The organism is Streptomyces sp. NPDC052225, assembly GCF_040679615.1.
Classification (GTDB): domain Bacteria; phylum Actinomycetota; class Actinomycetes; order Streptomycetales; family Streptomycetaceae; genus Streptomyces.
This window is the reverse complement of record NZ_JBFAVD010000015.1, coordinates 142625-168004: the sequence shown is the minus strand read 5'-3', so window position 1 is coordinate 168004 and position 25380 is coordinate 142625. Positions and strand designations below refer to the sequence as shown.

General features: G+C 71.8%; 21 protein-coding genes. 15 read left to right on the top strand and 6 right to left on the bottom strand.

From position 1 onward, the window contains the following. The first annotated feature begins 99 nt into the window (after nucleotides 1-99). A complete protein-coding gene (locus tag AB0L37_RS22670; protein ID WP_365508218.1) occupies nucleotides 100-855 on the top strand; it encodes a GNAT family N-acetyltransferase in 756 nt (251 codons plus the stop codon). A gap of 2 nt (nucleotides 856-857) precedes the next feature. Next, nucleotides 858-1082, top strand: a complete 225-nt coding sequence (infA, locus tag AB0L37_RS22665; protein WP_255982768.1) for a translation initiation factor IF-1 — start codon at nucleotides 858-860, stop codon at nucleotides 1080-1082. Here infA and AB0L37_RS22660 read toward each other — a convergent pair. From AB0L37_RS22660 to AB0L37_RS22650, 3 genes are all read right to left on the bottom strand, one after another. Further along, a complete protein-coding gene (locus AB0L37_RS22660; protein WP_365508215.1) occupies nucleotides 1030-2715 on the bottom strand; it encodes a cation acetate symporter in 1686 nt (561 codons plus the stop codon). The genes infA and AB0L37_RS22660 overlap by 53 nt on opposite strands. Beyond that, complete coding sequence (locus AB0L37_RS22655) at nucleotides 2712-3089, bottom strand: DUF485 domain-containing protein (protein WP_365508212.1); 378 nt, start codon at nucleotides 3087-3089, stop codon at nucleotides 2712-2714. Before AB0L37_RS22655 ends, AB0L37_RS22660 begins: the two co-directional genes overlap by 4 nt. A gap of 119 nt (nucleotides 3090-3208) precedes the next feature. Beyond that, a complete protein-coding gene (locus AB0L37_RS22650) occupies nucleotides 3209-4744 on the bottom strand; it encodes an MDR family MFS transporter (protein WP_365508209.1) in 1536 nt (511 codons plus the stop codon). Nucleotides 4745-5041: 297 nt separating this feature from the next. Between AB0L37_RS22650 and AB0L37_RS22645 the strand changes: the two genes are divergently transcribed. The 3 genes from AB0L37_RS22645 (at nucleotide 5042) to mfd (ending at nucleotide 12284) form a co-directional block, all read left to right on the top strand. Further along, nucleotides 5042-5830 carry an ABC transporter ATP-binding protein gene (locus AB0L37_RS22645; protein ID WP_365508207.1) on the top strand — a complete coding sequence of 263 codons (789 nt, stop codon included), beginning with the start codon at nucleotides 5042-5044 and terminating at the stop codon, nucleotides 5828-5830. Beyond that, nucleotides 5827-8412, top strand: coding sequence for an FtsX-like permease family protein (locus tag AB0L37_RS22640; RefSeq protein ID WP_365508204.1), 2586 nt, complete (start codon nucleotides 5827-5829; stop codon nucleotides 8410-8412). The genes AB0L37_RS22645 and AB0L37_RS22640 overlap by 4 nt, the downstream gene beginning before the upstream one ends. A 338-nt stretch (nucleotides 8413-8750) precedes the next feature. Further along, nucleotides 8751-12284, top strand: a complete 3534-nt coding sequence (mfd, locus tag AB0L37_RS22635; RefSeq protein WP_365508201.1) for a transcription-repair coupling factor — start codon at nucleotides 8751-8753, stop codon at nucleotides 12282-12284. Nucleotides 12285-12487: 203 nt separating this feature from the next. Here the strand turns inward: mfd and AB0L37_RS22630 are convergent, their stop codons facing one another. Together AB0L37_RS22630 and AB0L37_RS22625 are read right to left on the bottom strand one after the other, a co-directional pair. Then, complete coding sequence (locus AB0L37_RS22630) at nucleotides 12488-12841, bottom strand: MerR family transcriptional regulator (RefSeq protein WP_365508199.1); 354 nt, start codon at nucleotides 12839-12841, stop codon at nucleotides 12488-12490. Nucleotides 12842-12862: 21 nt separating this feature from the next. After that, nucleotides 12863-13618: an SDR family oxidoreductase gene (locus AB0L37_RS22625; protein WP_365508304.1), complete on the bottom strand. Its 756-nt coding sequence runs from the start codon at nucleotides 13616-13618 to the stop codon at nucleotides 12863-12865. Between the two features lie 96 nt (nucleotides 13619-13714). Between AB0L37_RS22625 and AB0L37_RS22620 the strand changes: the two genes are divergently transcribed. The 3 genes from AB0L37_RS22620 (at nucleotide 13715) to AB0L37_RS22610 (ending at nucleotide 16146) form a co-directional block, all read left to right on the top strand. After that, on the top strand, nucleotides 13715-14584 hold the full coding sequence (locus AB0L37_RS22620) for a hypothetical protein (RefSeq protein WP_365508196.1): 870 nt from the start codon (nucleotides 13715-13717) through the stop codon (nucleotides 14582-14584). Between the two features lie 64 nt (nucleotides 14585-14648). Beyond that, nucleotides 14649-15362, top strand: coding sequence for an HNH endonuclease family protein (locus AB0L37_RS22615; RefSeq protein ID WP_365508301.1), 714 nt, complete (start codon nucleotides 14649-14651; stop codon nucleotides 15360-15362). 4 nt (nucleotides 15363-15366) lie between these two features. After that, nucleotides 15367-16146, top strand: a complete 780-nt coding sequence (locus AB0L37_RS22610) for an N-acetyltransferase (protein ID WP_365508193.1) — start codon at nucleotides 15367-15369, stop codon at nucleotides 16144-16146. 29 nt (nucleotides 16147-16175) lie between these two features. On the opposite strand, the gene AB0L37_RS22605 is transcribed toward AB0L37_RS22610, so the two are convergent. Beyond that, nucleotides 16176-17045 (bottom strand): DUF4190 domain-containing protein, encoded by an 870-nt coding sequence (locus AB0L37_RS22605; protein WP_365508190.1) that lies wholly within the window; start codon nucleotides 17043-17045, stop codon nucleotides 16176-16178. Between the two features lie 173 nt (nucleotides 17046-17218). Between AB0L37_RS22605 and AB0L37_RS22600 the strand changes: the two genes are divergently transcribed. From AB0L37_RS22600 to AB0L37_RS22570, 7 genes are all read left to right on the top strand, one after another. After that, nucleotides 17219-19306 carry an N-6 DNA methylase gene (locus AB0L37_RS22600; protein WP_365508188.1) on the top strand — a complete coding sequence of 696 codons (2088 nt, stop codon included), beginning with the start codon at nucleotides 17219-17221 and terminating at the stop codon, nucleotides 19304-19306. 133 nt (nucleotides 19307-19439) lie between these two features. Then, a complete protein-coding gene (locus AB0L37_RS22595) occupies nucleotides 19440-20057 on the top strand; it encodes a hypothetical protein (RefSeq protein WP_365508186.1) in 618 nt (205 codons plus the stop codon). Between the two features lie 13 nt (nucleotides 20058-20070). Next, complete coding sequence (locus tag AB0L37_RS22590) at nucleotides 20071-21615, top strand: serine/threonine-protein kinase (protein WP_365508183.1); 1545 nt, start codon at nucleotides 20071-20073, stop codon at nucleotides 21613-21615. A gap of 178 nt (nucleotides 21616-21793) precedes the next feature. Further along, complete coding sequence (locus tag AB0L37_RS22585) at nucleotides 21794-22513, top strand: hypothetical protein (protein ID WP_365508180.1); 720 nt, start codon at nucleotides 21794-21796, stop codon at nucleotides 22511-22513. A gap of 49 nt (nucleotides 22514-22562) precedes the next feature. Continuing rightward, entirely contained in the window at nucleotides 22563-23399 is an 837-nt protein-coding gene (locus AB0L37_RS22580; protein ID WP_365508178.1) for a glycoside hydrolase domain-containing protein, read from the top strand. Nucleotides 23400-23599: 200 nt separating this feature from the next. Continuing rightward, nucleotides 23600-24268, top strand: coding sequence for a SurA N-terminal domain-containing protein (locus AB0L37_RS22575; RefSeq protein WP_365508175.1), 669 nt, complete (start codon nucleotides 23600-23602; stop codon nucleotides 24266-24268). 70 nt (nucleotides 24269-24338) lie between these two features. Next, nucleotides 24339-25310 carry a nucleoside triphosphate pyrophosphohydrolase gene (locus AB0L37_RS22570; protein ID WP_365508173.1) on the top strand — a complete coding sequence of 324 codons (972 nt, stop codon included), beginning with the start codon at nucleotides 24339-24341 and terminating at the stop codon, nucleotides 25308-25310. Nucleotides 25311-25380: the final 70 nt, after the last annotated feature.

Genomic DNA, 25380 nt, shown 5'->3' with positions numbered 1-25380 from the left:
ACGCAGTACCGCATGGGTGCTCCCCCTGTCCTTCACGGTCGGGCGACTGACGCAGGTGTCGCCGGGAGCGCCGGACCGCACTCCCGAAGGACGGACACCATGAATGCATACATAGACGTCGCGCGCGTCGCCGATGACCGATGGCAGGCGCTTGAAGGCGATCAGGTCGTCGGCACCGGAGACCTGTCGCACCGGCCCGACGGACGGGCCTTCGTCAGTATCGACGCCTGGACCGACGCGGCCTTCGACCGGCTCGCCCGCGTCCTGCCCGCCGAGCTGCCCGCCCCGCTGTACACCCTGGTCGACGAGGCCGACCACGCCCTCGTCGAGCGCTGGCGGCAGGCCGGTTTCGCGCCGGGCCGCCGCGAGGGCGAGTACGTCGTCCCCACCGATCCCCGCGTCACGGGGCTCGGCTCCGCGCCCGCGCCGCAGGGGGTGACGATCGTGCCCTTCGGCGAGGCGGAGGAAGGCCCGCTGATCGCCCTCGACCGGGCGGTCAGGGAGGAGGTGGGCGCCGCGGGCGGCTGGCACACCATGCCCGCCGAGGTCGTGTCGCCGCCGGCCCTTGATCCCGCCAAGTACGCCGTGGCCGTTCTCGACGGCCGGTACGTCGGCATGCTCAGGATCGCTCCCGTGCCGCGCAGGCCACGGCTCGGGGCGCTCGCCGTCCGCATCGAAGCGCGCCGCCGCGGTATCGCGCGGGCCCTGCTCGCCGGGGCTCTTGGGTCGCTGCACGCCGCAGGGGTCGCCGGCGCCTGGGCCGAGGCCCAGGAGTCCAACCGCGCGGCCGTCTCCCTCCTTGAGGCCGTCGGTGCCCAACGGGTCGGCGTCAATGTCGAGTTGGAGCGTCGATAGCCATGGCGCGTGTGGCGAAGGGCATCGAGCTGGAGGGGGTCGTCGTGGAGTGCCTGCGCGGCGCGACGTTCCGCGTCGAGATGCAGAAGGGGCACGTGGTGCTCGCGCACATCAGCGGAAAGATGCGCAAGCACCACATCAAGATCCTGCCGTACGACCGGGTCCTGGTGGAGATCAGCCCGTACGACCTGACCCGCGGCCGGATTCTGTTCCGGTACCGGTCCTAGTCGTGGGGCCGGCCGGCGGGGCCACCGGCGCCCCCGCCAGGATCCAGCCCTCCACCGCCTCGTAGAGGTGCCGCTGGGCCTGCGCCTTGCGCGGAGCGGTGAGGACCGTGCCCAGCCAGCCGAGGAAGAAGCCCAGCGGGATGGAGACGAGACCCGGCGTCGTGAACGGGAACCAGGTGAAGTCCTGGTCCGGGAAGGCCGACGCCGGGTTGCCCGACACCAGCGTGGTGCCGGTGATGAGGACCATCGAGGAGAGTGTGCCGCCGATCAGCGTGCACAGCAGTCCCGTACGCGTGTAGCGCCGCCAGAACAGGCTGTACACCAGCGCGGGGGCGAGCGCGGAGGCGCCGATGCCGAGGGCGAGGAAGACCAGCGGCTGAAGGCTGCGGTGCTGGAACCAGGTGGCGAGCGCGATGGTGACGGCGCCGACCGCGAGCGCCGAGTAGCGGGCGAGCGCCATCTCCCTGCGGGGTGTGGGCCGGCTGCGGCCCCAGTGCGCGAACACGTCGTGGGCAAGGGAGTTGGCGCAGGCCAGGATCATGCCCGAGACCGACGCGAGCAGTGTGAGGAACAGGGCCGTGGTGACCGTCGTGAACACCAGGGCGCCCACGGTGGACAGTTCGGCGCCGAACGCGGCGCGCGAGCCGAGCAGGAACGCCGTGTTGCCCTGCGGGTCGGCCGTCGCGATCACCTTGCTGCCGACCAGCGCCGTGGCCCCGAACCCGATCACCGAGATCATCAGCGCGAACACCCCGGTCGAGGTGACGGCCCAGGACATCGAGCGGCGCACCTCGCGGGCGTGGCTCGCCGTGTACATGCGCATCGTGACGTGGGGCAGGGCGGCGCCGCCGAGCATGACGGTCACGTACGAGCTGATCATGTCGAGGCGGGGACTGCCGCTGTGCACGAACTGGAGCCCCGACGTCAGATAGGCGCTGCCCGCGTCGTTGTGGGCGACGGCCGCGGCGAGCAGCGTGCCCGGGTTCCAGTCGAAGCGGCGCAGGATGAGCAGGGAGACGACGGTGCCGGAGCCGAGCAGTGTCACGATCTTGAGGATCTGGATGACGGCGGTGCCCTTCATGCCGCCGATCGCCGCGTAGCTGATCATCAGGCCGCCGACGGTGATGATGACACCGGTCTTGAAGCCGGTGCTGTCGAAGCCGAGCAGGAAACCCAACAGGTCGCCCGCGCCCGCGAGTTGGACCAGCATCATGGGCATCAGGGCCGCGAGCGTGACCAGGCAGGCGGCGAGCCGCGCGGCGCGGCCCGGCATCCGGCGGGCGAGCACGTCGCCCATGGTGAACTGGCCCGCGTTGCGCAGCGGTTCGGCCAGCAGGAACATCAGCAGCGTCAGGGAGAGCGCCGTGGCCAGGGCGAGGACCGCGCCGTCGTACCCGGTGAGCGCGACGACGCCGCAGGTGCCGAGGACGGTCGCCGCCGAGATGTAGTCACCGGCGATGGCGAGCCCGTTGCGCAGCGGGCCGAGCCGCCCGAACCCCGTGTAGAACTCGGTCAGGTCGTCCCGCTCGGGCCCGGTGACGATGCACAGCAGCAGGATCACCGAGGCGACACCGGTGAACGCCACCAGGGCCATCGACTCGGTCGACACGGGGGTCGCCGCGAGCGGGCTCATCGCGCACCTCCCTGGCGGCGCAGCCGGTACGCGAGCGGGTCGACGCGGCGCCGGGCCGTGTGCTCGTACACGTAGACCGCGAAGCACGTGACGGGGAACTGGCACAGCCCGATGAGCAGCCCGAGCGACAGGCCGCCGGTGACCGCGCGGGTCATCAGGGACGGGGCGAACGCCGACAGGACGAGGAAGGTGAGGAAGTAGCCGATCGCGGTGAGCGTCGAGACGCGGCGCTGCCAGCGGTAGGCGGTGCGCAGCAGCATCAGTTCGCCCGCGGGGCCGGACTGCGCGGGGCCGCGGTCCGGGTGGCGGGGGAGGCGGTGCGAGTGGGCGGTGCGGGGCGGCTGCTGGGCGAACGGCTGGTACGGCTCGGACATCCCGGGGCTCCTTGCACGGCTCGGGTCCGCCGGGGACGAGCGGACCGCAGGGAGGTCGTGGGGGGAGCCGGAACGTTACTCGCAGGTAGGGGAGTTGGGCGAGGGTTTGGGCGAACTGTTCAGTCGGTTCGCCGCTCGTTTTCCAGTGAGGGAGGTGAGTGTTGCTGGTGAGGTAGTTGTGCTTCGGGTGACTTTTCAGCGGGGTGGGGATCGGCTAGCGGCTCGCTCAGTACGGGGAAGCGGCGCGGCGCCAGCGTCAGAAGGATGATCAGCGACAGGGCCGCCGCGCAGGCCGCGCCGGTGTACACGGAGTCGACGGCAGCGTCGACCGCCCGGCGCACCCCGGCCGCCGCGGAGTCGCGGACCACCGAGTCGAGGTCGGCGCCGCTGCCGAGGCGGGCCGAGACGACCCTGTTGGCGACGGCGCCGAACAGGGCCGCGCCGACCGTCTGCCCGATCTGCCGGTAGAAGAGGATCGACGCGGTGGCCGTGCCGCGCTCCGCCCAGCCGACCGTGGACTGCACGCCCACGATGAGCGGGAGCTGGAAGAGGCCGAGGGCCGCGCCGAGCAGCAGGCTGAGCAGCGTCGGCTGCCAGACGGCGCCGGGGAACGGCAGCAGCGGGAAGGCGATCAGGATGCCGAGCGTGGCCGTCATGCCGATCACCGCGGTGTCCCGGAAGCCGATCCTGCGGTACACGTGCTGGCTCAGGGCCGCCGAGATCGGCCAGCTCAGCGTCATCACGGACAGCACGAACCCGGCGGCCGTGGGCGACAGGCCGAGCACCGACTGCGCGTACGTCGGCAGGAACGTGGTCGGCGCGACCATCAGCAGGCCGAGCGCGGCAAGCGCCAGATTGACCGCGGCGATGGTCCGCCGCCGCCACACCCACCCGGGCAGGATCGGTTCGGCCGCGCGCCGCTCGATGACGACCACGGCGCCGACGAGCGCAAGTCCCGTACAGAGCAGGGCGATGGAGGCGGCGGAGCCCCAGGCCCAGGCGACGCCGCCCTGCACCAGCCAGGTGAGCAGCACACCGCCGGCCGCGAACACGGCGAGTGCGCCCGCCCAGTCGACGCGCGGACGCGGGGCCGCTTCCCGGGGCGGCTCGTGCAGATGCCGTACGACGAAGAAGAGCGCGACCGCGCCGATCGGCAGGTTGATCAGGAAGATCCAGCGCCAGCCCGCCGTCGAGGCGAGGACGCCACCGAGCGCCGGGCCGAGGACGGACGACGTGGCCCACACGGTCGACAACTTCGCCTGGATCCTGGGGCGTTCCTTCAGCGGGTAGAGGTCGGCGGCGAGCGTCTGGACCGTGCCCTGGATCGCGCCGCCGCCCAGTCCCTGGATGACGCGGAAGGCGATCAGGGCGCCCATGTTCCACGCTGTCGCGCACAGCAGCGAGCCCGCGAGGAACAGCACGCTGCCCGCGATCAGGACCGGCTTGCGGCCGAGGGTGTCGGAGAGCTTGCCGTAGACGGGCAGCGTGACCGTCACCGCGAGCAGGTAGCCGGAGAACAGCCAGGAGAAGACGGAGAAGCCGCCGAGGTCGCCGACGATCTGCGGGACCGCGGTGGAGACGATCGTGGAGTCGAGGGCGGCGAGCGCCATGCACAGCATCAGGGCGGCGACGACCGCCGTGTTCCTCTTCCGCATTTCCGTTTCCCCCTGCATCTATCTCTGCTGCGAGCTTATGCGGGTGGAGACGACCCTGAGTAGAGCTCCACCGAGGGGTGGACCTCCCCTAGGGGGACCTCCGTACAACGGACCGGGGACGGTTCCTCCCCCTGGAGGACGAGGGCGGTGGGGGGTTCTTCCTACCGTTCAGGGGTGGGGTTTTCCCCCGGGAAAGACGGTGACTTCCACCAGCGCGCCCGGGGCCCCGCGTCACCAGACTTGTACCCGTACCGCAGAGGACTGCGGACGCCGGGTGACCGACATAGGAGACTTACCGTGACAACGGCTGTGACCATTCCCAGGCACGGGGGCACTGGAGGGCGAACGGCTGTTGCCGCGAGGGCGCGGCAGGTCGTCAAGGCGTACGGGTCGGGGGAGACCCGGGTCGTCGCGCTCGACCACGTCGACGTGGACATCGCGCGGGGCCAGTTCACCGCGATCATGGGCCCGTCGGGGTCCGGCAAGTCGACGCTGATGCACTGCCTCGCCGGCCTCGACACCGTGACGTCCGGGCAGATCTACCTCGACGAGACCGAGATCACCGGCCTCAAGGACAAGAAGCTCACGCAGCTGCGCCGGGACCGGATCGGCTTCATCTTCCAGGCGTTCAACCTGCTGCCCACGCTGAACGCCATCGAGAACATCACGCTCCCGATGGACATCGCGGGCCGCAAGCCGGACGCCGCGTGGCTGCGCCAGGTCGTCGAGACCGTCGGCCTCGCCGAGCGGCTCAAGCACCGGCCGACCCAGCTCTCCGGCGGCCAGCAGCAGCGCGTCGCCGTGGCCCGCGCGCTCGCCGCACGGCCCGAGATCATCTTCGGTGACGAGCCCACCGGAAACCTCGACTCCCGTGCGGGAGCGGAGGTGTTGGGCTTCCTGCGCCGCTCGGTCGACGACCTCGGCCAGACCATCGTGATGGTCACGCACGACCCGGTCGCCGCCTCGTACGCCGACCGCGTCCTGTACCTGGCCGACGGCCGCATCGTCGACGAGATGATCCGCCCGACCGCCGACGCCGTCCTCGACCGCATGAAGGACTTCGACGCGCGGGGGCGCACCTCATGAGTGCCAACACCGTCATGAAGACCTCGCTGCGCAACTTCTTCGCGCACAAGGGCCGCATGGCCCTCTCCGCGGTCGCCGTGCTCCTGTCCGTCGCGTTCGTGACCGGCACGCTCGTGTTCACGGACACGATGGACAAGACCTTCGACAAGCTGTTCACGGCCACCGCGTCCGACGTCACCGTCAGCCCGAAGGACTCCGGGTCCGAGGGCAGCGCCACCGGGCGGCCCGAGTCGCTGCCGGCCTCCGTCCTGGAGACGGTGAAGAAGTCCGAGGGCGTCAAGTCGGCCGAGGGCGCGGTCAGTTCGATGAACGTGACCGTCGTGAACGCCGACAACAAGAACATGGGCTCCGAGAACGGCGCCCCGACCATCGCCGGCAACTGGACCACGAACGACCTCCGCTCCATGGAGATCACCTCCGGTCACGCGCCGCGCGGCCCGACCGAGGTCATGGTCGACGCCGACACCGCGAAGAAGCACCACCTGAAGCTGGGCGACGAGCTGCGCACGATCGCCGTCACCGGCGACATCAAGGCGAAGATCGTCGGCGTCGCCTCCTTCAAGGTGACCAACCCGGGTGCGGCCGTCGTCTACTTCGACACCGCCACCGCCCAGCGTGAACTCATCGGAAAGACCGGGCAGTTCACGCAGATCAACGTCGCCGCGGCCGAGGGCGTCTCGGACGCGCGGCTCAAGCAGAACGTCAAGGCCGAACTGGGTGCCTCCGGTACCTACAAGATCCAGACGCAGCAGCAGGCCGCGGACGCCAACGCCTCCGACGTCGGCTCCTTCATGGACGTCATCAAGTACGCCCTGCTCGGCTTCGCCGGCATCGCCTTCCTCGTCGGCATCTTCCTGATCATCAACACGTTCTCGATGCTGGTCGCCCAGCGCACCCGCGAGATCGGCCTGATGCGCGCCATCGGCTCGTCCCGCAAGCAGGTCAACCGCTCCGTGCTCGTCGAGGCGCTGCTGCTCGGCGTCGTCGGCTCCGTCGTGGGTGTCGGCGCCGGTGTCGGCCTGGCCGTCGGCCTCATGAAGCTCATGTCGTCCATGGGCATGGACCTCTCCACCGACGACCTGACCGTGAAGTGGACGACGCCCGCGATCGGCCTGCTCCTCGGCATCGTCGTCACCGTCCTCGCCGCCTACCTGCCCGCACGCCGGGCCGGCAAGGTCTCCCCGATGGCCGCCCTGCGCGACGCGGGGACCCCGGCCGACGTGAAGGCCGGTGCTGTGCGCGCCGTCATCGGACTGCTCCTCACGGGCGGCGGCGGCTTCGCCCTCTACCTCGCGACGCAGGCCGACAAGGCGAGCCAGGGCTCGCTGTGGCTGGGCGTCGGCATCGTCGCCTCGCTCATCGGGTTCGTGGTCGTAGGACCGCTGCTCGCGGGCATCGTGGTCCGCGTCATCAGCGCCGTCCTGCTCCGCTTCTTCGGCCCCGTGGGACGCATGGCCGAGCGCAACGCGCTGCGCAACCCGCGCCGCACCGGCGCCACCGGCGCGGCCCTGATGATCGGCCTGGCGCTCGTCGCCTGCCTCTCCGTCGTCGGCTCGTCGATGGTCGCCTCGGCCACCGACCAGCTCGACAAGTCGGTCGGCGCGGACTTCATCGTCGAGGGCCAGGGCGGCATCAAGCCGCAGGCCGCGCAGGCGCTGAAGCGGGTCGAGGCGGACGGCCTCGTCTCGCACGTCACCGAGGTCAAGTGGGTCAAGGCCACCGTGACCACGCCGGGCGGCGCCAAGGAGGACGAGGAACTCTCCGCGGCCAGCCCCAGCTACACCCAGGACCTGCGGCGCGAGGCTACCTCCGGTGAGCTCTCGGCGGCGTACGGGAAGAACGCGATGTCGGTCGGTTCCGACTTCGCGGAGCGCCACCACCTCAAGGTCGGCGACACGATGACCGTCGCCTTCGACCACGGCCGCACGGCGAAGCTGAAGCTCGCGGCGATCACGTCCGACGACACCGCGTTCGACAAGGGCGCGATGTACACGAACATCGCGACGGCCGAGCGGTACCTGCCCAAGGACCGGGTGCCGCTGAACGGGATGATGTTCGCCAAGGCCGCCGAGGGCAAGGCCGACGCCGCGTACAAGGCGCTCAAGAAGTCCGTGGCCGCCGACCCGACGGTCAAGGTCAAGGACCAGACCGACTACAAGGAGACCCTCAAGGACCAGGTCGGCCAGCTCCTGAACATGATCTACGGCCTGCTGGCGCTGGCGATCATCGTGGCGGTCCTCGGTGTGGTCAACACCCTGGCCCTCTCGGTCGTCGAGCGGACGAGGGAGATCGGCCTGATGCGCGCCATCGGCCTCTCCCGCCGCCAGCTGCGCCGCATGATCCGCCTGGAGTCGGTGGTCATCGCCCTCTTCGGCGCCCTCCTGGGCCTCGGCCTGGGCATGGGCTGGGGCGCGACCGCCCAGAAGCTCCTGGCCCTGGAGGGCCTCGGCGTCCTGGACATCCCCTGGCCGACGATCATCGGCGTCTTCATCGCCTCGGCCTTCGTGGGCCTGTTCGCGGCACTGATCCCGGCGTTCCGGGCGGGACGGATGAATGTGCTGAACGCCATCGCCACGGACTGACTCCGTCGGTACGTGTGAGGGGCCCGGAAGCTCGTGCTTCCGGGCCCCTCACACGTCATGCGAAGAACCTGCCGGCGGTGTCCACAGCGGGGTCGTCCCCGCTGACTCGGCAGGTCGACAGCGCTTCAGCCCCCGTCGCCCACGGACCTCGTCCGGCGGGACCCCGGCAACCGTTCCGGCAGCCTGTCCGGCGCGGTAGTCCGCCGGAGCCGGCCGTTCCTCCGGCTCCGCCGGTTCGGACAGGTGCCATCCCGCCCGGCGTCGTACCCTGGAACCCCCGGCCCGTTCGACGTGTCGGGCCCTTTGCGTTGCCCACTGACCCGGGACGGATCTTCTCCATGAGTCTGCACGGACTGCTCGACGCCGTCGTCAAGGACGCCGCGCTCGCGGAAGCGATCAAGGCGGCCGGTGACGGCAACCGGATGCATGTCGACCTGGTCGGGCCGCCCGCGTCGCGGCCCTTCGCCGTGGCCGCGCTCGCGCGCGAGGCGAAACGTCCCGTCCTGGCCGTCACCGCCACCGGGCGCGAGGCCGAGGACCTGGCTGCCGCGCTGCGCTCGCTGCTGCCCGAGGACGGGGTCGCCGAGTACCCGTCGTGGGAGACGCTGCCGCACGAGCGGCTCAGCCCGCGCTCCGACACCGTCGGGCGGCGGCTCGCCGTGCTGCGCAGGCTGGCCCACCCGAGCACCGACGACCCGGAGACAGGACCGGTGTCGGTCGTCGTCGCGCCGATCCGGTCCGTGCTGCAACCGCAGGTCAAGGGGCTCGGTGACCTGGAGCCCGTCGCCCTGCGCAGCGGACAGACGGCTGACCTGAACGAGATCGTGGAGGCGCTGGCGGCAGCGGCGTACGCCCGCGTCGAACTCGTCGAGAAGCGCGGCGAGTTCGCGGTCCGCGGCGGCATCCTCGACGTCTTCCCGCCGACCGAGGAACACCCGCTGCGCGTGGAGTTCTGGGGCGACGACGTCGAGGAGATCCGGTACTTCAAGGTCGCCGACCAGCGCTCCCTGGAGATCGCCGAGCACGGCCTGTGGGCGCCGCCCTGCCGCGAGCTGCTCCTCACCGACGACGTGCGCGCCAGGGCGGCCGAACTCGCCGAGCAGCACCCCGAGTTGGGCGAACTCCTGGGCAAGATCGCCGAAGGTATCGCGGTCGAGGGCATGGAGTCCCTCGCGCCCGTCCTCGTCGACGAGATGGAGCTGCTCATCGACGTCCTGCCGGCCGGGTCGATGGCCGTGGTCTGCGACCCGGAGCGGGTGCGGACCCGCGCCGCCGACCTGGTCGCCACCTCGCAGGAGTTCCTCCAGGCGTCCTGGGCGGCGTCCGCGACCGGCGGCGAGGCCCCCATCGACGTGGGCGCCGCCTCGCTGCGGGCCGTCGCCGACGTACGGGAGCGGGCGCGCGAGCTCGGGATGATGTGGTGGTCGGTCTCGCCGTTCGCCGCGGACGAAGCCCAACCGGACGCGGACACCCTGAAGTTGGGCATGCACGCCCCCGAGATGTACCGCGGCGACACCGCCAAGGCCCTCGCCGACACCAAGGGCTGGCTCGCCGACGGCTGGCGCACCGTCTTCGTCACCGAGGGGCACGGCCCCGCGGCCCGCACCGTCGAGGTGCTCGGCGGCGAGGGCATCGCCGCCCGCCTCGACAAGGACCTCACCGCACTCGCCCCGTCGGTCGTGCAGGTGGCCTGCGGCAGCCTCGAAGTCGGCTTCGTGCACCCGGAGTTGAAGGTCGCGGTCCTCACCGAGACCGACCTCACCGGCCAGAGGACCGCCGGCAAGGACGGCCAGCGGATGCCGGCCCGCCGCCGCAAGACCATCGACCCGCTCACCCTCGAATCCGGCGACTACATCGTCCACGAGCAGCACGGCGTGGGCCGCTACATCGAGATGGTGCAGCGCACGGTCCAGGGCGCGACCCGCGAGTACCTCGTGGTCGAGTACGCCCCCGCCAAGCGCGGCCAGCCCGGCGACCGCCTCTACATCCCCACCGACCAGCTGGAGCAGATCACCAAGTACGTCGGCGGCGAGGCGCCCACGCTCCACCGGCTCGGCGGCGCGGACTGGACCAAGACCAAGGCGCGCGCCAAGAAGGCCGTCAAGGAGATCGCGGCCGACCTCATCAAGCTGTACAGCGCGCGCATGGCGGCGCCCGGCCACGCCTTCGCCCCGGACACCCCGTGGCAGCGCGAGCTGGAGGACGCGTTCCCGTACGCGGAGACGCCCGACCAGCTCACGACCATCGCCGAGGTCAAGGAGGACATGGAGAAGACGGTCCCGATGGACCGCCTGATCTGCGGCGACGTCGGCTACGGCAAGACGGAGATCGCGGTCCGCGCCGCTTTCAAGGCGGTCCAGGACGGCAAGCAGGTCGCGGTCCTCGTCCCGACCACGCTCCTCGTGCAGCAGCACTTCGGCACGTTCTCCGAGCGCTACTCCCAATTCCCGGTCGCCGTACGGGCGTTGAGCCGCTTCCAGACGGAGACCGAGTCGAAGGCGACCCTGGAGGGGCTCAAGGACGGCTCGGTCGACATCGTCATCGGCACGCACCGCCTCTTCTCCTCGGAGACCCGGTTCAAGGACCTGGGCCTGGTCATCGTCGACGAGGAGCAGCGGTTCGGCGTCGAGCACAAGGAGCAGCTGAAGAAGCTCCGCGCCAACGTCGACGTCCTCACGATGTCCGCGACCCCCATCCCCCGTACGCTCGAAATGGCAGTCACCGGCATCCGCGAGATGTCGACGATCACGACCCCGCCCGAGGAGCGCCACCCGGTCCTCACCTTCGTCGGCCCGTACGAGGAGAAGCAGATCGGCGCGGCCATCCGCCGCGAACTCCTGCGCGAGGGCCAGGTCTTCTACATCCACAACCGCGTCGAGTCGATCGACCGCGCGGCGGCGCGGCTCCGCGAGATCGTCCCGGAGGCCCGCATCGCGACGGCCCACGGCCAGATGTCCGAACAGGCCCTTGAGCAGGTCGTGGTCGACTTCTGGGAGAAGAAGTTCGACGTCCTCGTCTCGACGACGATCGTCGAGTCCGGCATCGACATCTCGAACGCGAACACGTTGATCGTGGAGCGCGGCGACAACTTCGGCCTCTCCCAGCTCCACCAGCTGCGCGGGCGCGTCGGCCGTGGCCGCGACCGCGGCTACGCGTACTTCCTCTACCCGCCGGAGAAGCCCCTCACCGAGACGGCCCACGAGCGCCTCGCGACGATCGCCCAGCACACGGAGATGGGCGCGGGCATGTACGTCGCGATGAAGGACCTGGAGATCCGCGGCGCGGGCAACCTCCTCGGCGGCGAACAGTCCGGCCACATCGCGGGCGTCGGCTTCGACCTCTACGTCCGCATGGTCGGCGAGGCGGTCGCCGACTACCGGGCGTCCCTGGAGGGCGGCGTCGAGGAGGAGCCGCCGCTGGAGGTCAAGATCGAGCTCCCGGTCGACGCGCACGTCCCGCACGACTACGCGCCCGGCGAGCGCCTGCGCCTCCAGGCGTACCGGTCCATCGCCTCCGCGAACACGGAGGAGGACGTCAAGCAGGTCCGCGAGGAACTCACCGACCGCTACGGCAAGCTGCCCGAGCCGGTCGAGAACCTGCTCCTCGTCGCGGGCCTGCGGATGCTGTCCCGCGCGTGCGGCGTCGGCGAGATCGTCCTTCAGGGCACCAACATCCGCTTCGCGCCGGTGGAGTTGAGGGAGTCGCAGGAACTCCGCCTGAAGCGGCTCTACCCGGGGACCGTCATCAAGCCGGCCACGCACCAGATCCTGGTGCCGCGCCCGAAGACAGCGAAGGTGGGGGGCAAGCCGTTGGTCGGGCGGGAGCTGCTGGGCTGGGTCGGCGAGTTCCTGGCGACGATCTTGGGGTCTTAGGGGTCGTAGGGGTCGAGTGCGGGTGCGGGTGCGTGGGGGCTGGTCGCGCAGTTCCCCGCGCCCCTGAAATGCAGGCGCTGCGCGCCGCATTTCCCCGATGAAGGCTGAGCGGCGAAGCCGCTCGCCTTTAGGGGCGCGGGGCTGTGTCATGAGCGGCTCCGCCGCAGGGCGCGACCAGCCCCCACCGGACCCGCAGACGACGGCTAACCCAACCCGGCAGAATCCAGCGCCGCCGACAACCGATCCCGCACCGCCACCTGCGACGCGATCCGCCGCTCGATCACCGCGAGCCGCTCACGAGCAACCCGCACGAACCCCTCCGACACCCCGCGCGCCAGCATGTCCCCGTCGAGACACGGCAGGAACACCCGTACGTCGTCGACGGTGAGCCCCGCCTCGACCAGCATCCGGATGTTGCCGACGCGGGTCACGGCGCCGGCGTCGTACACCCGGTACCCGTTCGCCGCCCGCTCCGAGTCGATCAGCCCCGCCTGTTCGTAGTGGCGCAGGGACCGCGCCGACACCCCGGTCGCCGCCGCCAGTTCTCCGATCCGCATCCCCGCATCATGCCCGCACGGTCATGCCACGACCGCGCCCCCGTCCACCGGGACGACGACGCCGGTGACGAACGACGCCTCCGGCGAGGCCAGATACGTGATCGTCCGCGCGATCTCCTCCGGGCGCCCGACCCGGCCGAGCGGCGTGTGCTCCAGCTGCCACTTGCGGATCGCGGCCCGCTGCTCGGGCGAGTACGCGGAGTGGTCGGCGATCGGCGTCTCGACCGCGCCGGGCGCGACCGCAGCGACCCGTACCCCGCGCGGGGCGAGCTGCACCGCCCAGCTGCGGGTCAGCGAGTCGAGGGCCGCCTTCCCGGCCGCGTAGAGGGAGTTGCCCGGCCAGCCGCGCTGCCCGATCGCGGTCGTCACGTTGATCACGACGCCCCGCGCCTCGGCCAGGGCGGGCAGCGCAGCCTGCGTCAGGAGCACCGGCGCGATCAGGTTCGTACCGAGCAGGGCGTGCGCGGAGTCGCGGGTGTACGTCTCCAGGGACTCGGCGTTGGTGATGCCCGCGTTGTTGACCAGGACGTCGATGCGGCCGTGCGTCTCCAGGACCGTACGGACGATGCGCGACGGGCCGTCGTCGGCCGTGATGTCGGCGGGCAGCGCGGTGATCAGGCCGGGGGAGTGCGAGGCGGTCTCGGCGAGCGGGTCCGGCCTGCGGCCCACCGCGACGACGCGGCAGCCCGCCGCGGCGAAGGCGTGCGCGGTGGCCCGGCCGATGCCGGTGCCCGCGCCGGTGACGACGACGGTGCGCGGCACGGTGGTGGCGTTCATGAGGTCCATGCGGGGATTGTCTGTCCTTGACGTCAGTGACAAGGTCGAGTCGAACGTCGAGCCGGGCGCCAAGTCGCCTGGGAAATGGGGGAGTTCATGACGCACGTGGCCGACGCCAAGGTCCGTCAGATGTGGCACCTGCTGGAACCGCTGCACGCCGTGCTCTACTACGCGCCCGAGGTCTACGAGGAGGCGGCCGCGCTCGGGTACGAGGTCGGGGAGCGGTGGCCGAGCTACTTCGCCTGGCGGGCCGCGCCGCTCGGCCCGGTGGGCGTGGAGCGCGTCGCCTCCGCCTTCTACAGCTTCAGCCCCGCCAAGGTCGCCGAGCACATACCGGCCGCCTGGGCGGTGGCCGCGCCGCAGGACGTGCTCGCCGCCCGGCTGCGCGGCATCGACCGGACCTACCGGACGCTCTTCGGTGACGTACTGGACAGCCCGGAAGTGGCGCGGGCCGCCGAGCTCACCCGGCGGGCCGCCGAGGCGGCGAACCTCGAAGGGCGCCCGCTGGCCGCCGCCAACGCCGAACTGCCCTGGCCCGACGCCCCGCACCTGGTCCTGTGGCAGGCGGCCACCGTGCTGCGCGAGCACCGCGGCGACGGGCACGTGGCCGCCCTGCTCACGGCGGGGCTCGGGCCGGCCGAGTCACTGGTGTCGTTCGCGGCGATCGGCGCCGCGCCCATGGACACGTTCGCGAGCCGCGGCTGGACGCGGGCCGAGTGGGACGCGGCCCATCAACTCCTCGCCGGCAAAGGCCTGGTGGACGAGGACGGCATCGCCACCGACGCGGGCCGCGCGCTGCGCGCCGACGTCGAGGCCCGCACGGACCGGCTCGCGGCAGCGCCCTGGCGTGCGCTCGGGGAGGAGACGGTCGGCGAACTGGGCGATCTGCTCGGCGAGTTGTGGGTAACCGTCATCGGGTCGGGGCTTCTCCCCTCTGTCACGACGCTGGGCATCGGAAAGGTGTGATCTTGCGTCGGGTACGGTGAGGGAGGCGGGCGAAAGCGAACAAAAGGGGAGTGGTGTGGTGCGGTTGAGGCGGATCGCGGGCGCGGTGCTTGTGGCGGCCTTCGCCGTCACCGGCTGCGAGGCGACGACCGGGACCGGCGGCGGTGATGCGGGCCCCGAGCCGCAGGGCAAGGCGGGCAGCGCGCTCGCCGCCGTCGACACGCTGACCGTCAAGGGCCGCGCGCCCAAGACCGGTTACTCCCGGGAGCGGTTCGGCAGCGCCTGGGCCGACACCGACACGAACGGCTGCGACACCCGCGACGACATCCTCAAGCGCGACCTCGACTCCGTCCGCTTCACCGACGGCGAGTGCCGGGTCGGCTCAGGCTCGCTCGCCCCGGATCCGTACAGCGGCAAGGACATCGCCTTCGTGCGAGGACGCAGCCAGGTCGACATCGACCACCTCGTCGCCCTCTCCGACGCCTGGCAGAAGGGCGCCTTCCAGTGGGAGCCCGGCAAGCGCATCGCGCTCGCCAACGATCCCCTGAATCTGCTCGCCGTCGGGGCGACTCCCAACCGCAGCAAGGGAGACGGCGACACGGCGACCTGGCTGCCGCCGAACAAGAAGTACCGCTGCGCGTACGTCGCAGGTCAGGTCGCCGTGAAGAAGAAGTACGGGCTGTGGGTGACCGCCGCCGAGCGCGACGCCATGAAGAAGGTGCTCGGCGGCTGCCCGGACGAGAAGCTGCCGACCGGCGGGAATTCGACTGCGGCGCCGCCCCGCTTCCATGCACGATGAGGGCATGACATCTGGCGAAGGCCCCGACCTCACGATCACCACGCTTGCCGAGCGCCCCGAACTCGGCGTCCCGATGTGGACGATGCCGGACACCTGGCCGGAGTTCATCGGCCACGACCTGGTCGGCGCCGCGTTCCTGCCCCGCATCTGGCAGGAGCTGCCGGAGTACGTGGTGGTGGCGACGGACGCCGAAGGAGCCGTGGTCGCCAAGGGGTTCAGCGTGCCGTTCGCCCTGCACGCCGACCGCCGCAGCGGCCAGGGCGGTGGTGAACTGCCGGACAAGGGCTGGGACCAGGTGCTCCAGTGGGCCTTCGACGATCAGGCGACGGGCCGCGCCCCCGACACCGTCAGCGCCATCGAGATCAGCGTCCTGCCCGGACTCCAGGGCCGCGGCCTGTCGGGGCGGATGCTCGCCGCGATGCGGGACAACGCCCGCGCGAAGGGTTTCCGCGAGGTCGTCGCCCCCGTGCGGCCCAGCTCCAAGCACCTGGAGCCGAAGACGTCCATCGACGAGTACGCGTATCGCGTACGGGAGTCGGACGGGCTGCCGCACGATCCGTGGCTGCGGGTCCACGTCCGCGCGGGCGGCGTCATCGCCAAGGTGGCCCACGCCTCGATGACCGTGTCCGGCTCCCTCGACCAGTGGCGGACCTGGACCGGGCTGCCCTTCGACACCGAAGGGCCGGTCGAGGTGCCGGCCGCCCTGGTGCCCGTGCACTGCACGCCCGAGAGCGGCTACGCCGTGTACGTCGAGCCCAACGTGTGGGTGCGGCACGCGCTGTGAGCGCGTGCCGCACGTCCTCCCGCCGGTGACTACAGCTTCAGGTCCCACTGCGTGGCGTCGTACTCGAAGCTCGGCTCGACCTCGACCGTGAGGTTCTTGGCGGCGGCCGGGGAGTCGAAGCCGTAGACGACCGTGGCCTTCTTGCCGGGCATGATCGTGCCCTCGAAGCCGGTGCCGACCGCGTCGTCGAAGATCTGCTCGGAGTCCACGCCGTCGGCGCCGGCGCGGGCGCTCACCTGGAGCAGGCTCGCGTCGAACTTCTCCTTGCTGTCGTTCGTGACGGTGACGGTGACCTTGTAGGCGTGGTTGCCGTTCTTGTGGCCCGCCGCGTACTGGCTCGGGCTGAAGGTGACCGCGTTCGAGACGGAGACGGTCAGGTCGTCGTCGTAGATCACGGAGTCGCCCGCCTCGAGCGCCTTGCCGGCGGCCGGCTTCTCGTCCTTGCCCTTGTCCGCGCCCTTGTCCTTGTCGGACGTGCCCGAGCCCTTCGCGTCCGAGCCCTTCGAGTCCGTGTCCTTGGCCTTCGTGTCCGACACCGACTTGTTGATCTCGTCGACCGCGTCGTCGACCGCGTTGAACGTGGTGACCGCGCCGAACACCGCGAGGCCGAGCGAGACGAGCGCCAGGATCGCCCCGGTCAGCGCCACCCCCTTGTTCGTGGCCTCGCCCCGCTTGGCGCGGGCCCGGCCCGTCAGGCCGAGGATCAGCGCGATCACGCCGAGGATGCCGGCCAGCCAGAACATCAGCGGGATCAGGCCGGAGAGCGCGCCGATGATGCCGAGGATCAGCGCCGCGGTCCCCAGACCGTTCCGCGCGACCCGCGTCGGCTCCTGCGGCGGCTGGAACGGCGGGTACTGGGGGTGCTGCTGAGGCTGGTGCGGCTGCTGGATCTGCGACATGGGACTTCCTCCGAGATGAGAGACGCCAACCTCCCCCCGGCTTTCCGTGTGTCCGGCGGTTGGCTGGGTCAAGAACACCATCTTCTGTGAACCGAGTCAACCTGGTTCACAGGGAATGGGTTGTGCACAGCTGTGAATGCGGTTCTTACGCAGAAGTCGATAAGGTCTGGCCCATGGACAACGCGACTGAGGTGACGGCCGCCGGAATCGCCCGGCTGGCCGGGGTGGGCCGGGCCGCCGTCAGCAACTGGCGGCGGCGGCACGCCGACTTCCCCAAGCCCGTCGGGGGCACCGAGACCAGCCCGTCCTTCGCGCTGGCCGAGATCGAGGACTGGCTGCGCGCTCAGGGCAAGCTCGCCGAGGTCCCGCTGCGCGAGCGCGTGTGGCAGCAGCTCGCCGGGCACCCCGCGGGCCCGGTCACCGCGCTGCTGCACGCGGGCTCCGTGCTGCTGCTCGTCCACGACCGGCCCTCCGAATGGCTCGCCCTGAGCGCCACGGACGACGACCCGTTGCTCGCCGAGCGGCTGCCCGCCGCCCTCGAAGGCGTCCTCACCCTGCGCTTCGGCCACGCCACCGAGCGCGCCGTCACCACCCCGAAGGCCGCCGCGCTGCTCCCGTCGGTGCCCCTGCTGCGCGGCGCCGGCGAACTCGCCGCCGAGCTGGGCGCCCGCCGCGCCTTCGCGTTCCTGCTCGGCCGCCACCTCGACGCGAACCCGCGCCAGTACACGCTCACCCCGCCGGGCCCGGCCGCGCTGATGGCCGCCCTCGCCGGACCCGCCGACAGCGCTCTCGACCCGGCCTGCGGCACCGGCGCCCTGCTGCACGCCGTGCGCACCCTCGACAGCCGCCCCGGACAGCGCCTCTACGGCCAGGACGCGGCGCCCGAGCTCGCGGCCCTGACCGCCCTGCGCCTCGCGCTCGACGGACCGGCGCAGGAGGGCGCCGACCCCGCGATCCGCACCGCGGCCGCCGACTCGCTGCGCGCCGACGCCCTCAGTGACGTACAGGCCGACGTGGTCGTCGCCCACCCCCCGTTCAACGAACGCGGCTGGGGACACGACGAGTTGGCGTACGACCCGCGCTGGGAGTACGGCTTCCCGGCCCGCACCGAGTCCGAACTGGCCTGGGTGCAGCACGCGTTGGCCCGCCTCAAGGACGGCGGCAGTGCCGTCCTGCTGATGCCGCCCACCGTCGCGTCCCGCCGCTCGGGCCGCCGCATCCGCGCCGACCTGCTGCGCCGCGGAGCCCTGCGCGCGGTGATCGCGCTGCCCGCCGGAGCCGTCCCGCCGAACAACATCCCGCTGCACCTGTGGGTGCTGCGCCGACCCGCCGCGACCACACCCGCCGCCCCCGAGCTGCTGCTCGTCGACACCACGGCCGTCGACACCGGCGAGGCGCGCGACCTGCGCGAACAGCAGGCGTGGGCCGCCGTCCAGGACGCGGTGCTCGACGCCTGGCGCGCGTTCGACCGCGCCGGGACCCTCGCCGAGCGCCCCGGCCTCGCCCGCTCCGTGCCCGTCATCGAGCTGCTCGACGACGAGGTCGACCTCGCGCCCGCGCGCCGCCTGCCGCCCCCGGCCGCCGGCGGCGGCGCCGAGGAGCTGACCGCCGTCCGTCTCCAGCTCGCCGACACCCTGAGCCTGACGACGAAGCTCGCCCCCAAGGCGGCGACCCCGGTCGCCGCACCCGTGCGGTGGCCGCAGACCACGATCGGTGAACTCGCGCGCGCGGGCGCCCTGTCGCTGCACACGGCCCCCACCACCGTGAGCCCCACGGTCGGCCACGCGCGCGTGCCCGTGCTCACCGACCACGACGTGCTCGCCGGGACCGGCCCCTCGGGCAGCCACTCCGGCGACGACGACGCGGTCCTCGTCCGGGCCGGGGACGTCGTGGTGCCCGTCGTCGGCGGCGGCGCCGTCGCCCGCGTCGTCGACGAGAGCGCCGCGGGCGCCGCGCTCGGCCGCGGTCTCGCCCTGCTGCGGCCCGACCCGGCGGCGCTCGACCCGTGGTTCCTCGCCGGGTTCCTGCGCGGCACCGCCAACAACCGGCAGGCCAGCAGTTACGCCTCGACCGCGACCCGGCTCGACGTGCGCCGCCTCCAGCTGCCCCGCCTGCCGCTCGCCGAACAGGCCCGCTACGGCGAGCGGTTCAAGTCCCTCGCCGCCTTCGAGGACGCGCTGCGCCTCGCGGGCCGGCTCGGCGAACAGCTCGTCCAGGGTCTGCACGACGGCCTCACGGACGGGGTCGTCGAACCGGAGTGACGGCCCCCGCCCGACCACGGTCCTGGGCAGGTCGGCAACGGTTCGGTACAACCCGGGGCCGGTTGTCCGAGTCGGCCTATACGCTCGACGGAGCACGCAGTTCGCACCCCGGCACCGACCAGCAGGAGCAGTCATGCACGGCCACGGCTATGCGCCCCCGCCCCCGCGGCTCCCCTCGGCCGGAGCGCGGGTCGGCTGGCGTGTGCTCTTCGTGGCGATCGCCGTGCTGACCATCGGCTTCTTCGGGTTCGTACCGGCGCTCAGGGCTGCCCTGACCACCCGCCGCAAGGTCGACTGGTACGTCTTCGCGGGCATCGCCGCGGCCCAGTTGGTGGCGTGGACATGCATCGTCGCCGACCCGGGCGCCGAGGAGTTCACGACCTGGTGGGGGAACGCGGGCATGGTGCTGATGCTCAGCACGCTCGTCGTCTCCGTGACCTACTACTTGATCGTCGACATCCGGTTCGGCGCCCGCGGCGACGGCCCCTTCCCCACCGGCACCCCGTTCGACCCGTACGCCGTGACCCGGCCGCAGCAGGCCTACGGCTACCCGCAGCCGAGCCCCCAGCAGCCCTACGCGCCGCCGCAGCCGTACGCGCTGCCGACGCAGACCGCAGGTCCGACGCCCGTGCCCGCACCCGCACCCGCACCGCCGCCGAACCAGGCTCCGGCGCAGCCGCGCATCGACCAGGTCCGCGCCGAGCTGGACGAGCTGAGCGACTACCTGCGCAAGCAGGAAGGCGGACGGTGACCCACCGGTGATCATGCCCCTCAGCACCACCGCAGGACGCGTCGTCGCCGGCCGCTACGAACTCTCCACGCTCATCGGCCAGGGCGGCATGGGCCAGGTCTGGACGGCGTACGACCAGCGCCTCGACCGCCGCGTCGCCGTGAAGCTGGTCCGCCCCGACCGCGTCGCGGGCGCCGAGGCCGATGAGCTGCGCCGCCGCTTCCTGCGCGAGTGCCGCGTCACCGCCCAGGTCGACCACCCCGGCCTGGTCACGGTGCACGACGCGGGCACCGAGGACGACGGTGCCTCCTCGTTCCTGTTCCTCGTCATGCAGTACGTCGACGGCTCCGACCTCGCCGACCACCTCGCCGAGCACGACCCGTACCCGTGGCCGTGGGCCGTCTCGATCGCCGCCCAGCTGTGCGCCGTGCTCTCCGCCGTGCACGCGGTGCCGATCGTCCACCGCGACCTCAAGCCGCGCAACGTGATGGTGAAGAAGGACGGCACGGTCACCGTCCTCGACCTCGGCGTCGCCTCCGTCCTCGACACCGACACCACGCGCCTCACGCACACCGGCTCACCCATCGGCACACCCGCCTACATGGCGCCCGAACAGGCCATGGGCGGCGCCGTCGGCCCGTACACCGACCTGTACGCGCTCGGGGTACTGCTGCACGAACTCCTCAGCGGCGACGTCCCGTTCGCGGGCACGACCGCCCTCGGCATCCTCCACCGCCACCTGTACGAGGCCCCGCTGCCGGTCCGTCAACTGCGCCCCGAAGTACCGGAAGCCCTGGAGAACCTGGTCCTTCGCCTGCTCGCCAAGGACCCGCAGCACCGCCCGGCCTCCGCGCAGCAGACGTACGAGGAACTGCTCCCGCTGCTGCCCGCGCGCGGCGTCCCCACCGGCCACCCCCTCGACCCCACCCGCCCGTTCCTGCGCCCGCACGCCCCCTGGCCCGACCGCGCGGTGACGCCCGCGCCGCAGCCCGCGGGCTCCGACGTGCAGGGCGACCGCCCGGACGTGGCCCGCGCGGTCGACGAGGTCAAGCGGCTGCTCGGCGAGGGGCGCATCACGCAGGCCGTCGACATCCTCGGCGCGATCCTGCCCGCCGCGGCCGCCCAGCACGGCGAGCACTCACCCGTCGTACGGACGCTGCGCAAGCAGTACGCGGCCACGCTCATGGACGACGGCCAGTACCGCCGCGCCCTGCCCGAGCTGCGCCGCCTCGCCGACGAGCGCGCCGCGGAGGCCGGACACGCGGACCCGCAGTCGCTCCAGTTCCGCTACGAGTCGGCGCAGTGCCTTGAGGCGCTCGGCGAACCGGCCGCGGCGCTCGCCGAGTACCGCTCGCTCCTGCCGTACTACGAGAACCAGTACGCGACGACGGACCTGCGCCTCGCCCTCGAAGTGCGCCGCCGCATCGGCCAGTTGCTGCTCGCCGTGGGGGACCGGGGCGCCGCGCACGAGACGCTGATCCGGCTGCTGCACGACGCGGAGCGGCTGCACGGACCCGGGCACCCCTTCACCGCGGAGGTCCGGCGCACGCTCCAGTGGCTGGGGCAGGTCAGGGGCTGAGGCAAAGTTCCGGGAAACCCCGGGCCAAGTTATGGCCGGATGGGCGTTCGAACCGGCCCTGACCAGGCAAAATCAGCTCGCTCGCTGTGCGCTCCCCCAGGCGTGCCTGTGCCTTGTCCTTCCCCCACCAGGGCCGAGCCGGCATTCACGTACGTCTACCGAGAAACGTCACCTCCCCATGCGCATCACCGCTCCCGCCCGTGCCGCCGCCGTCCTCGCCGTGGCCGCCCTCCCGTTCACCCTGACGGCCTGCTCGTCCGGCGACTCCGCCGGCGACAAGGCGAGTGCCAAGCCCGCCGCCAAGCCGTCGCAGAAGCCCGAGCAGCACCTGGCCACCGGCGCGGAGCTGAAGAAGGCCCTCGCCCCCGCGTCGTTCTTCGGCGCCGGCTACAAGGTCGACCCGGACGGCGCCCGCGACACCGGCACCTCGTACCAGAAGCAGGCCGCTCACCCCGAGGCCCTCGCCAAGCCGGACTGCACCAAGTTCGGCGGCACCAGCTGGATCGCCCTCACCGGCGACGAGGGCGTCTCCTTCGCCCAGAACGACTACGTGAACGACGACTCCTCCGCGGACATCGCCCAGGAGATCGACGTGTTCCGCGGCACGACGGCCAAGACCGTCATGCAGCACCTCAAGAAGGTCGTCGCCGCGTGCCCCACCTACAAGGACACGGACACCAAGAGCGTCGTGAAGGTGGCCGGCACCGCGGCCGCCGGGCTCGGTGACGAGGCGTACGCCATCACGCTCACCGACCCGACCTGGACCAACGGCACGACCCTGATCGCCGTCCGCAAGGGCACCGCCGTCGTGAGCATCATGTCGACCGACGGCCACGACAACGGCCAGGCCACCGCGAAGAAGCTGGCCGCGCAGGTCACGGCCGCGGTCACCGGCTGACCCACGCCCCCTCGTCCTGCTGAAGCCCCGTACTCCTGAAGGAAGACGCATGCCCGCAACCGGCAGTCACCGGCTCTCCCGCAGAGGCCGCCGCATCGCGATCGGCAGCGCGTGCGCGGCCCTGCTCGCGGGCGGCGTCACGGTGCAGCAGTCCCTCGCCACGACGACGTCCTGGCCGGCCGCCAAGACGTACACCGGCCGCGCCTTCGACACCTGCGCCGCGCCGTCGGCCTCCGCCATGAAGGCGTGGCACACGGGCTTCTACGGGGCCGCGGCCGTCTACGTGGGCGGCAAGAACCGCGGCTGCGCCCAGGCCAACCTCACCGCCTCCTGGGTGAAGTCCGTCAACTCCCAGGGCTGGAAGCTCATTCCGCTCTACGTAGGCGCACAGCCGCCGTGCGCGAGCGGCACCAACCCCGAGAAGATGACCGCCTCGACCGCCGCCTCGCTCGGCGCCACCGACGGCGCCGACGCGGTCGCCAAGGCGTCCGCGCTCGGCATGAAGGCGGGCAGCGCGCTCTATCTCGACATGGAGGCGTACGACATCACGGACTCCTCCTGCAACACGGCGGTGCTCACCTACGTACGCGCCTGGCAGAAGGCCGTCCACGCGAAGTACTACCGGACCGGCATGTACGGGTTCTCCAGCTCCAGCGCCAAGGCCGTCGCCACGACGACCGACCGCACCAACCTGCCGGGCAACCTCTGGTACGCCAAGTGGGACAAGGTGAACACGACGACCACGGACTGGCCGTTCGCCCCGACCCTGTGGACCGGGCACCACCGCGGCCACCAGTACATGGTCAACAGCAAGGAATCGCGCGGCGGTTACACCATCACGGTGGACCGGGACGCCTGGGACGCCCCGGTGGCCGTCGTCGGCTGAGCGGGTTCGGTACGGGTCAGTACCGGGTCAGTACCTCAACTCGCGGCGAATCGTTGTCGAATAGGTGGCCGAGCGATCGGCCACCTCCTACCATCGATCAACGCCGGACTTTGTGCGCCCACCCGCCGCCCGACCGCCACCCCTGGTGGACGCGCTTCGCGCGGCGGAATGCCCACAAACTCGCCGCAGGGAGGCCCACCTTGCACCGCCGCAACAGCCGTCGCATCGCGCTCGTCCTCACATCCGCTGCCGCCGCCGTACCCCTCCTCACCGCCTGCGGGAGCGACGCCCATCCCGGCGCCGCGGCCGTCGTCGGCGGGCAGCGCATCACGGTCTCCCAGCTGGAGAGCCGGGTGAACGAGGTGCGGGACGCGCAGCAGGCCGCGACGGACGGCAGCGCGCAGTACGAGCAGGCCATCGCCAAGACCGGCGGCCTCACCCGCAACACGCTGCACACGATGGTCCTCGACCGCGTCCTGCACCGGGCCGCCACCGACAGCGGCGTCACGGTCACCCGCAAGGAGATGCAGCAGATGCGGGCCGGCCTCGAACAACAGGCGGGCGGCGCCAAGGCGTTGGAGGTCGCCTGGCTCCAGCAGTACAACGTCGCGCCCAAGCGGCTCACCGAGTCCCTGCGCACCGAGATCGAGGCGCAGAAGCTCGCGACGAACCTGGGCGCCGACATGCAGACCCCCGAGGGCAAGGCCGCCTTCTGGAAGGCGCTCGCCCATGCCTCCAAGGAGCTGAACGTCGACCTGAACCCCCGCTACGGCTCCTGGGACGTGACCAAGAGCAGCCGCGTCGACGCGAAGACGCCGTGGGTCAAGCAGGTCACGGCGCAGGCGTCCGAGGCCCAGCAGACCGCCTAGCCGTACGACTGGACACGACTGGATACGGCTGGCTGTACGGGATGTCGGTGCGCTGCGTTACGTTCGAGACGTGAACGACAAGGTGAACGACCCCGCAGGCCGCATCGTCCTGCTCACCACCAGCCACCGGGTCGCCCCGGGGCTGCTCTCCTGGCAGGCGTGGCAGGCGCTGCGGGGTGCCGACGAGGTGCTCTGCGCCGACGCCGCGCACCCGCAGCTGCCGTACCTGAAGGAGGCGGGCGTCGAGGTCGCCGTCGAGGCGCCCACGGCCCGCGACCTCGTGGACCGGTGCGTGGACGGCGGCCGCACGGTCGTCGTCCTCGCCACGGCCGAGGGTGACCGCCGCCTCACCGACGGCCTCGCCGCGCTGGCCGGCTCCGGCCGCGAGCAGATGCCGTCGCTCGAACTGCTCCCCGGCTCGTACGACCTGCCCGGCGCCCGCCTCCTCGACCTCGTCCAGGTCATGGACCGCATCCGCCGTGAGTGCCCCTGGTCGAAGCTGCGCACCCACGAGGACCTCGCCAAGTACGCCATCGAGGAGGCGTACGAGCTGGTGGAGGCGATCGAGACGGACGACAGGGAAGAGCTGCGCGAGGAGCTCGGCGACGTCCTGCTCCAGGTGGTCTTCCACGCCCGCATCGCCGAGGAGGACGCCGACGAGCCGTTCTCGGTGGACGACGTCGCGGGCGGCATCGTCGACAAGCTCATCCACCGGCATCCGCACGTCTTCGGCGACGAGAGCGCCGCCACCCCGGAGGAGGTCCGGGAGATCTGGCTCCGCAAGAAGGGCGAGGCCAAGCGCCGGGCCTCCGTCACGGACGGCGTCCCGCTCGGGCAGCCCGGCCTCGCCCTCGCGGCGAAGCTCGGCTCGCGCGTCCGTACGGCCTCTCTGGATGTTCCGGTGCCCGTGGGGTCGGGGGTCGGCTACGAGTTGCTGGCGCTTGCCCTCCGGGCGGAGGCGGAGGGGGTCGACCCCGAGGCCGCACTCCGTGCCGCGGCCCGCGCTTATCGCGACGCGGTCCGCACCGCCGAGGGGCTTTAGGTCTCGTCGCGGCTGCGGGTGGGTGGGGGCTGGTCGCGCCGTTCCCCGCGCCCCTGAAATGCCTGCGCTT